This window comes from Pseudomonas sp. MWU13-2517 (assembly GCF_023242545.1).
In the GTDB taxonomy this organism is placed as follows: domain Bacteria; phylum Pseudomonadota; class Gammaproteobacteria; order Pseudomonadales; family Pseudomonadaceae; genus Aquipseudomonas.
This window is the reverse complement of the sequence record NZ_JALMFA010000027.1, coordinates 19,153-28,672: the sequence shown is the minus strand read 5'-3', so window position 1 is coordinate 28,672 and position 9,520 is coordinate 19,153. Positions and strand designations below refer to the sequence as shown.

The 9,520-nt window shown below is 59.7% G+C and carries 7 protein-coding genes; 6 read left to right on the top strand and 1 reads right to left on the bottom strand.

Annotated features, from left to right (window positions below; all coding sequences use genetic code 11):
• Window positions 1-166: 166 nt before the first annotated feature.
• The 5 genes from M5B97_RS27410 (at window position 167) to M5B97_RS27390 (ending at window position 8,372) form a co-directional block, all read left to right on the top strand.
• Window positions 167-1,909 carry a potassium/proton antiporter gene (locus M5B97_RS27410; RefSeq protein ID WP_123716176.1) on the top strand — a complete coding sequence of 581 codons (1,743 nt, stop codon included), beginning with the start codon at window positions 167-169 and terminating at the stop codon, window positions 1,907-1,909.
• Between the two features lie 50 nt (window positions 1,910-1,959).
• Window positions 1,960-5,298 (top strand): mechanosensitive channel MscK, encoded by a 3,339-nt coding sequence (mscK, locus tag M5B97_RS27405; protein ID WP_248733220.1) that lies wholly within the window; start codon window positions 1,960-1,962, stop codon window positions 5,296-5,298.
• 48 nt (window positions 5,299-5,346) lie between these two features.
• Complete coding sequence (gene selO, locus M5B97_RS27400; protein ID WP_248733219.1) at window positions 5,347-6,810, top strand: protein adenylyltransferase SelO; 1,464 nt, start codon at window positions 5,347-5,349, stop codon at window positions 6,808-6,810.
• A gap of 121 nt (window positions 6,811-6,931) precedes the next feature.
• Window positions 6,932-7,207: a hypothetical protein gene (locus tag M5B97_RS27395; RefSeq protein WP_248733218.1), complete on the top strand. Its 276-nt coding sequence runs from the start codon at window positions 6,932-6,934 to the stop codon at window positions 7,205-7,207.
• Window positions 7,208-7,238: 31 nt separating this feature from the next.
• A complete protein-coding gene (locus M5B97_RS27390) occupies window positions 7,239-8,372 on the top strand; it encodes an MFS transporter (protein ID WP_248733217.1) in 1,134 nt (377 codons plus the stop codon).
• On the opposite strand, the gene M5B97_RS27385 is transcribed toward M5B97_RS27390, so the two are convergent.
• Complete coding sequence (locus M5B97_RS27385) at window positions 8,365-8,766, bottom strand: transcriptional regulator (protein ID WP_123716179.1); 402 nt, start codon at window positions 8,764-8,766, stop codon at window positions 8,365-8,367. The genes M5B97_RS27390 and M5B97_RS27385 overlap by 8 nt on opposite strands.
• 223 nt (window positions 8,767-8,989) lie before the next feature.
• Between M5B97_RS27385 and trxC the strand changes: the two genes are divergently transcribed.
• Window positions 8,990-9,424, top strand: a complete 435-nt coding sequence (gene trxC / locus M5B97_RS27380) for a thioredoxin TrxC (protein WP_123716181.1) — start codon at window positions 8,990-8,992, stop codon at window positions 9,422-9,424.
• Window positions 9,425-9,520 lie beyond the last annotated feature (96 nt).

Below are 9,520 nucleotides of genomic sequence, written 5' to 3'. Positions count from 1 at the left end.
AATACAGCGCTCACCCTTAACTGACTGGCATTAGGGCTTGCACATTTGGATCCGCGAAAATCAGAAAAAGCTTTTTGACAGCGCAGCAATTCAACAGGTTAGAATCGCTGGCACGCAGACTGCATGGTCAGTTTGCGCCCGTCTTCCCAGCTCTGGAGTACTGCCTTTGAATGCGACGACCATCAACAGCCTGTTCTTGATCGGCGCGTTGCTGGTGGGTGCGAGCATTCTGGTGAGTTCCCTTTCGTCCCGCCTCGGGATTCCGATCCTGGTGATCATCCTGGCCGTGGGCATGGTCGCCGGCGTGGACGGCGGCGGCATCATCTTCGACAACTACCCGACCGCCTACCTGGTGGGCAACCTCGCCCTGGCCGTGATCCTGCTCGACGGCGGCTTGCGCACACGGGTGGCGAGTTTCCGTGTGGCGCTCTGGCCCGCGCTGTCGCTGGCCACGGTGGGGGTGTTGATAACCACCGGCCTTACCGGCATGGCAGCGGCGTGGCTGTTTGACCTGAATATCATCCAAGGTTTGCTGATCGGCGCAATCGTCGGTTCCACGGACGCCGCTGCGGTGTTTTCGCTGCTGGGCGGCAAGGGCCTGAACGAACGGGTTACCGCAAGCCTGGAAATCGAGTCCGGCAGCAACGACCCGATGGCAGTGTTCCTCACCGTAACCCTGATCGACATGCTCGCCAGCGGCCAGACCGGCCTGCACTGGAGCCTGCTGACGCACCTGATCCGCGAGTTCGGCATCGGTGGCATCATCGGCCTGGGCGGCGGCTGGCTGATGCTGCAGATGGTCAATCGCATCAACCTGGCCACCGGCCTGTACCCGATCCTGGTGATCGCCGGGGGCCTGGTGGTGTTCGCCCTGACCAACGCCCTGCATGGCAGCGGCTTCCTCGCCGTGTACTTGTGCGGCCTGGTCATCGGCAACCGCCCCGTACGCAGCCGTCATGGCATCTTGCATATGCTCGACGGCATGGCGTGGCTGGCACAGATCGGCATGTTCCTGGTGCTGGGCCTGCTGGTCACGCCCCATGACTTGCTGCCGATTGCCCTGCCGGCCCTGGGCCTGGCGCTGTGGATGATTCTGTTTGCGCGGCCGCTGTCCGTCATCATCGGCCTGCTGCCGTTCAAGGCGTTCCACGGCCGCGAAAAAGCCTTTATCGCCTGGGTCGGCCTGCGCGGCGCGGTGCCGATCATCCTCGCGGTGTTCCCGCTGATGGCGGGGCTGCCCCATGCGCAGCTGTACTTCAACCTGGCGTTCTTCATCGTGCTGGTCTCGTTGCTGGTGCAAGGCACCAGCCTGCCGTGGGTCGCCAAGCTGCTCAAAGTCACCGTACCGCCGGAGCCCGCACCGATCTCCCGCGCAGCGCTGGAAGTGCACGTCACCAGCGAGTGGGAGCTGTTCGTCTATCGCCTGGGCGCAGAAAAGTGGTGCATCGGCGCCGCCCTGCGCGAACTGAAAATGCCCGAAGGTACGCGGATCGCGGCGCTGTTCCGAGGCCAGCAATTGCTCCATCCGTCGGGTAGTACGGTGCTGGAAGTCGACGATCTGCTCTGCGTGATCGGCCACGAACACAACCTGCCGGCCTTGGGCAAGCTGTTCAGCCAAGCGCCGCAACGCGGTTTGGATCTGCGTTTCTTCGGCGACTTCGTCCTGGAAGGCGACGCCCAGCTGGGTGCGGTGTCGGCACTGTACGGCCTCAAGCTTGAAGGCCTTGACCCGGATATGCCGCTGAGCAGCTTCATCACCCAGAAAGTCGGCGGCGCGCCTATCGTCGGCGACCAGGTGGAATGGAACAGCACCATCTGGACCGTCGCGGTCATGGACGGGAACAAGATTGGTAAAGTCGGCGTCAGATTCCCCGAAGGAAGTCGCCCGGGCCCCGGACTCTTCCTCTAAACTGCGGGGCGACAACGCCCCCGATTCTTCACCTTGCTCGACCGGTCTCTATGCCAACCTTGCGCACTTATCTCGCCACTGCCCTGCTGAGCCTGACCCTGTGTGTCGGCATCGTCCACGCCGCCGAGCCGCCCAGCGCCGACGCGATCCAGCAAAGCCTGGACAAACTGCCCGACCGCAAGTTGCCCGACGCCGACATGAAGGCGCTGCAGGCGATCCTGCAACAGACCTTGACCTACCTGGGCAACAAGCAGGATTACGAGCAGCGCCTCACCGACCTCAAGCGTCAGTTGGAAGACGCTCCGCGCCAGACCACCGAAAACCAGCGCGAACTGGTGCGGCTCAAGGCCACTAAAATTATCCCGGTGGCGCAACGCTACGCCAGCCTGCCGGTGCCGCAGCTTGAGCAACTGCTGGTGCAGCGTTCCACCCAGCAAGGCGACCTGCAAAAAGAACTGGCCGACGCCAACAGCCTGACCATCGCTGCCCAGACCCGCCCCGAGCGCGCCCAGACCGAAATCAGCAACAGCCAGACGCGCATCCAGCAGATCAACGCGACTCTCAAGCTCGGCAAAGACAACGGCAAGCCCCTCAGCAGCGACCAGCGCAACCAGTTGAATGCCGAGCTTGCCTCCCTGAACGCGCTGATCCCGCTGCGCCGTCAGGAACTGGCCGGCAACAGCCAACTGCAAGACCTGGGCAACAGCCAGCATGATCTGGTGGTCGAAAAGACCGCGCGCCTGGAACAAGAGATCCAGGACCTGCAAACCCTGATCAACCAGAAACGCCTGGCTCAGTCCCAGCAGACGGTGACCCAGCAGTCCATAGAAGCGCAGAAAGCCGGCAGCAGCAGCCTGCTGGCCTCCGAGAGTGCCGCCAACCTCAAGCTCTCCGACTACCTGCTCAAAAGCACCGACCGCCTCAACGACCTGACCCAGAAGAACCTGCAGACCAAACAGCAACTGGACACCGTGACCCAGAGCGACTCGGCCCTGGACGAGCAAATCAACGTGCTCAAGGGCAGCCTGCTCCTGTCCAAGATCCTCTACAAACAAAAGCAAGCACTGCCACGCCTCACCGTCGACCGCAACCTGGCAGACGACATCGCCAACATTCGCCTGTACCAGTTCGAGGTCAACCAGCAACGCGAGCTGATCAGCACTCCCAGCAGCTATGTGGATAACCTGCTGGCCAACCAGCCGCCGGATGAAGTCACACCACAATTGCGCCGCACCTTGCTGGAACTGGCGATCACTCGCAGCGACCTGCTGGAGCGCCTGAGCCGTGAGCTGAGCGCACTGCTCAATGAATCCATCACCCTGCAACTGAACCAGAAACAGCTGCTCAGCACCGCGAGCAACCTGCGCGCGACCCTCGATGAGCAAATGTTCTGGATTCCCAGTAACAAGCCGCTGGACACCGAATGGCTGGAAACCGTACCGGACCACCTGAGCAAACAGATCACCACGTTGCCCTGGGCCTCCAGCGTCAGCGAACTGTATGACGGCCTGACCCAACGCCCGCTGCTGTTCCTGCCCTTGCTGCTGTTGATCGGTGCATTGTTGTGGCGGCGCAAGGCCCTGTATCAGCGCCTGAACAAGGTCCACTTGGACATCGGCCACTTCAAGCGCGACAGCCAGTGGCACACACCGCAGGCGATCCTGATCAATATTCTGCTGGCAATGCCGGTTTCCCTGGGCCTGGCGCTGTGCGGCTATGCGCTGCAGATCGACGCTCGCGGGCAAAATGCCAACCTGGGCGCTGCATTGCTGCTGATCGCCCAAGCGTGGCTGGTGTTCTACACCGCTTACAGAATTCTCGCGCCGGGCGGCGTGGCCGAACTGCATTTCCGCTGGGAACGCCCTCAGGTGGCCTTTCTCCAGGGGTGGATACGCAAACTCGGGCTGGTGGTACTGGCGCTGGTCGCCGTGGTGGCCATCGCCGAACACCAACCGGCGGCGCTGGCCGACGACGTATTGGGCATCGGCGTGGTACTGACCTGTTACGCACTGATGGCCTGGCTGCTCGGCCGCCTGCTGCTGAACAGCCCGACCCATGAAAAGGCCTCGCTGTTCCGAAAATTCGTGGGGTTGGTGTTCACTGCGCTCCCCATCGCGCTGTTTATCGCGGTGTGCTTCGGCTACTACTACACCGCGCTCAAACTCAGCGACCGATTGATCAACACCCTGTACCTGCTGATGTTCTGGCTGGTCATCGAAGCCACCTTCGCACGTGGCCTGGGCGTTGCCGCACGGCGCCTGGCCTACGCCCGCGCGCTGGCCAAGCGCCAGGCCGCCAAGGAAGCCGGCGACGGCGAAGCCGTGATCGAAGAGCCGACCCTGGATATCGAGCAGGTCAATGAACAATCCATGCGCCTGATCCGCCTGGCCTTGCTCGGCTGTTTCATTGCGGCGCTGTATTGGGTGTGGAAAGACCTGATCACGGTGTTCTCGTATCTGGACAACGTCACCCTCTACGAATACACCAGCGGCACCGGCGCCAATATCAGCATGGTGCCGATCAGCATCGGCGACTTGCTCGGGGCTTCGATCATCGTCGGTATCACGTTCGCCCTGGCGCGCAACCTGCCCGGTTTGCTGGAAGTACTGGTGCTGTCCAAGCTGGATCTGGCCCAGGGCAGCGCCTATGCCACCACCACCTTGCTGTCTTATGTGATTGCCGGCGTGGGCTTCGTCTCCACCCTGTCCACCCTCGGCGTGAGCTGGGACAAGTTGCAATGGCTGGTGGCGGCGCTGTCGGTGGGGTTGGGTTTCGGGATGCAGGAGATTTTCGCCAACTTCATCTCCGGCATCATGATCCTGTTCGAACGCCCGGTGCGTATCGGCGACACCATTACCATCGGCAACCTGTCGGGCACGGTGAGCAAGATCCGCATCCGCGCCACCACCATTACCGACTTTGACCGCAAAGACATCATTGTTCCGAACAAGACCTTCATTACCGGGCAACTGATCAACTGGTCGCTGACCGACACCATCACCCGCGTCACCTTGAAACTTGGCGTGGACTATGGCTCCGATCTGGACCGCGTCAAAGAGCTGCTGCTCAAGGCCGCCCGCGAAAACCCACGGGTGCTCAAGGAGCCGGAACCCCACGTGTACTTCCTCAACTTCGGCGAGAGCACACTCGACCACGAACTGCGTATGCATGTGCGTGACCTGGGTGACCGAAACCCGGTGATCGACGAAGTGAACCGCTTTATCAATCGCGAGTTCAAGAAAGAGCACATCAATATTTCGTTTCGCCAGATGGAGGTTTACCTGAAAAACCTTCACGGCCAGGAATACAAACTGGTGGAAGTCGACTCGCCGACCAAACCCGCCAACGACGGCGGTGCGCAAGAGCCACCGCCAGGCAAACTCGACTAACGGCGTTATCCCCAGCAGAATGCTCGGACATTCTGCTGGAGATGGCCGGTGAAAGCCCTCGACGAACTGACCTTCGACAACCGCTTCGCACGCCTGGGCGACGCGTTCTCAACCCATGTTCTGCCCGAACCGCTCGACGAGCCGCGCCTTGTAGTGGCGAGCAAGGCCGCCATGGCACTGCTCGACCTCGACCCAAACGTGGCGGAAACGCCGGTGTTCGCCGAGCTGTTTGGCGGACATGCGCTGTGGGCCGAAGCGGAGCCACGCGCAATGGTCTACTCCGGGCATCAGTTCGGCGGCTACACGCCGCAATTGGGCGATGGCCGTGGGTTGTTGCTGGGCGAGGTGTATAACCAGGCCGGCGAGCATTGGGACCTGCACCTCAAGGGCGCCGGGATGACGCCGTACTCGCGCATGGGCGATGGCCGCGCGGTGTTGCGTTCTTCGATTCGTGAGTTTCTCGCCTCTGAAGCGCTGCATGCGCTGGGTATCCCCAGCAGTCGCGCCTTATGCGTGATCGGCTCCAGCACGCCGGTCTGGCGCGAAAAACAGGAACGCGGCGCCATGGTGCTGCGCCTGGCGCCCAGCCATATCCGCTTCGGCCATTTCGAGTATTTCTACTACACCCAAAAGCCCGAGCAGCAGGCGCAATTAGCCGAACATGTCCTGAACCTGCATTACCCGGAGTGCCGGGAACAACCGGAACCGTACTTGGCAATGTTCCGCGAAATCGTCGAGCGCAATGCCGAAATGATCGCCAAATGGCAAGCCTACGGCTTCTGCCACGGGGTGATGAACACCGACAACATGTCGATCCTCGGCATCACCTTCGACTTCGGGCCATTCGCCTTCCTCGACGATTTCGATGCGCATTTCATCTGCAACCACTCCGACCATGAAGGCCGTTACTCCTTCAGCAATCAAGTGCCCATCGGTCAGTGGAACCTCAGCGCGCTGGCCCAGGCGCTCACGCCATTTATCAGCGTCGACGCCTTGAAAGAGGCCCTGGGTCTCTATCTGCCGCTGTATCAGGCGCACTACCTGGACTTGATGCGCCGCCGCCTGGGGCTGACCACCGCCGAAGACGACGATCAAAACCTGGTGGAGCGCCTGCTGCAATTGATGCAGAACAGCGGCGTCGACTACACGCTGTTCTTCCGCCGCCTGGGCGATGAGTCAGCGGCACTGGCCGTGTCACGGCTGCGTGATGACTTTGTCGACCTGGCCGGCTTCGACGCCTGGGCCGAGCGGTACAAGGCTCGCGTTGAACGGGATGGCGACGGCAGCGAAGAACAGCGCCGTGCGCGGATGCACGCGGTAAACCCGCTGTATATCTTGCGCAACTACTTGGCGCAGAACGCTATCGCTGCCGCCGAGTCCGGCGATTACAGCGAAGTGCGGCGGCTGCATGAGGTGCTGTCCAAGCCATTTGAGGAGCAGGCAGGTATGGAGCAGTACGCGCAACGGCCGCCGGATTGGGGTAAGCATTTGGAGATTAGTTGTTCTTCCTGAGGAGACATATCCAGAAATAAACCCCAGACGCGCCTGACATCATTAAACGCTGCTTCGTTTTAAGGTCGACTTGTTGCAGTCATGCAACAAACCTTAAGCAGATATCAAATGGAGGTGCGTCATGGGCGTCGATGTTCCAAATCTGGAATTGGTGTGCGATCACGCTACACCCGATAAATATTCCGCCGTTCGTCTACATATGGACCTGTCCTTTCCTCACCACGAACTGCCCCAAGTCAATAATTGGCTGGAGCGCCATGCGTGGAATGACCTTGAGCTGTTTCTGACCGAGCGATACCCGCAGCACAGGGAGGCAATATCGCTATGGCTGGAATGCAGCCAAGCCAGGGCTGAGGCTAATGATCCCGTCACGACTCTACGTGCGGTGAATACGTAACAGTGGCACGGAGGGATTGGAGCTTCAGCCAGTGACTACCGCTCTTCAGGTGGTGGTGGCCAGGACGCTGGTCAGCGCTGTTGTATTCGATGCTTTGGTCCCTCTTTCACCAAAAATAGCCCAGGACCTGGAAGTAACACCGACCTTCTTTCAAGGCCTGCTCGCGATTTGCCTGACAATTTTTGCCTTCGGCCAGTTAATCTCAACACCTTTGATCATCCGCCTCGGCGCATCCCGAAGCCTGACAGCCGCGTCTACGCTGGTGGCGCTTCTGTGCCTGGCGATGACTCTCACAAATAGCGTCCGGACATTCGCGATTACCCTTCTCTTGATGTTCGCGGCCAACGCACTCGCGACCAGCGCGTCACGGTTATGGCTACTTCAATACTTGGGCAAGATGCGATTTCAGGCTACGACAGCATACGTATATGGAGGCACCTGCCTACTCGCTACGCTGAGCCCGCTGATATTGATACTGTCCGCGTCAACATGGGGATGGCGATGGGTACTCGGCGCATTGGGCGCCGCGCTTCTGCTTGTCAGCCTCGGGCTTACCACCTGCCCTCTCCCTCAGAAAACCGGGCCTTCACACTCGACGGTCCTGATCAGGCTGTGGAAACAGCCGAAATTTATCAGTGCGTTACTGATGGCAGTATTGATCCAGAGCGCATTTACCCAATTGAACCTAAGTAAGGCCTTCGTCCTGGACGAGGTATTTAGACTACCGGCCCCGGTAATGGGCGTAACCCTATCCGTCTGGACCGCACTAGTTGCGCTGGCTTTTTTCGTAGCTGGCAAATCGGTCAAACGCTTCACACAGACTCAGCGCTTGAAAACAGCCCTTCTTGCTCAAGCTCTCGGCGCTGGGGGAATGGCGGTTGCGTGGCTTCAAACGGATTTCTATCTGTACCTGATCGCCGCAGCATCGACGAATATCGCGTTTTGCATTCTGCTGCCGTTAACCACAGCCTGGGGATTAGACGTTGCACCCTCACAGCAGGCCCAGGCATCCGCGTTATTCGGAAGTGTCACCGTCGCCGCCGCGGGCTTGGTTACCTGGTTGGGAGTGCAGTTGAACACGCCGCTGTTTTTCACCGTAATGCTCATACTCGGCCTATGCGCGCTCGGTACGTGCCTGGTTTTCCAGCTGTTGAGGATCAAATAAAGGTTTCGACTGAAACCCCAAATCGCTCTGCCAGCCAACGAATTTGCCGCACGTTGAGCTGGCGCTTTCCACTCAAGATCTCAGAGACGACCGACTGTGCACCAACCCCAGGCAGATCGCTCTGGGTGAGATTATGTTCGCGCATCATGTAGCGCAGCACATCGACACCGCTGGCGACGGGCATGGGGCGATGCTCATGATCGTAGGTTTCGATCCAGTCGCTGAGGATATCCACCAAGCTCATCAGCGGACTGTCCTCGTTTTCGCCGATCAGGCTCAACAGTTCGTCCAAACCAGCTACCAGCGCATCATAGTCCGCTTCGTTTTTTGGTCTGCGCATGACTGGCGAAACGAATTCCCAGTGCTCGGCCGCCACTCGCATAAGCGCGCTCATCTGTTTTTTTCCTTCCATTTATCTTTCTCATAATCGCGCTATCGCATATTGCTATAGAAACAAGCAGACCGATGGTGCAGAACAGAATACGTGCTGACAGCCTAGGCAGACGTTCTCACAGCAACACGGCCAAACTGTGAGCGAATGAGTCCCGTCCTCCCAGCCTTGATAAACCGCAGGATTGACTCCAGATACACTCCATTGGCCACCCAAGGAGCCCACCATGTCCGAACCTCTTGTCATCCCCTGCCCACATTGCAACGGCCTCAACCGCATCCCTGGCGAACGCCTGGGTGATGCGCCGAAATGTGGGCGATGCAAGCAGCCCGTGTTGTTGAACAAGCCTTTTGAGTTGAAGCAAGGCGACTACGCCAGCCAGATCAAGGGCGACCTGCCGTTGCTGGTAGATGTGTGGGCCGATTGGTGCGGGCCGTGCAAGTCGTTTGCGCCCGTGTTTGAACAAGCGGCTGGGCAATTGGAAGGTCAGTGCCGGTTGGCCAAGCTGGACAGTGAAGCCAATCAGCAGTTGTCGGCACAGTTGGGCATTCGCTCGATCCCCAGCTTGATTCTGTTCAAGAACGGCCGCGAAGTGGCGCGCCAGAGTGGGGCGTTTCCGTTGCCGCAGTTGATGAGTTGGTTGCGCAGCCAGGGCGTCTGAACCAGCCTCAAGGACAACACAGGTCAAATGTGAAAGAGGGGGCTTGCTCCCGATGCCAGTGTGGCAGTCAGCACATCTGCTACTGATACTCCGCCA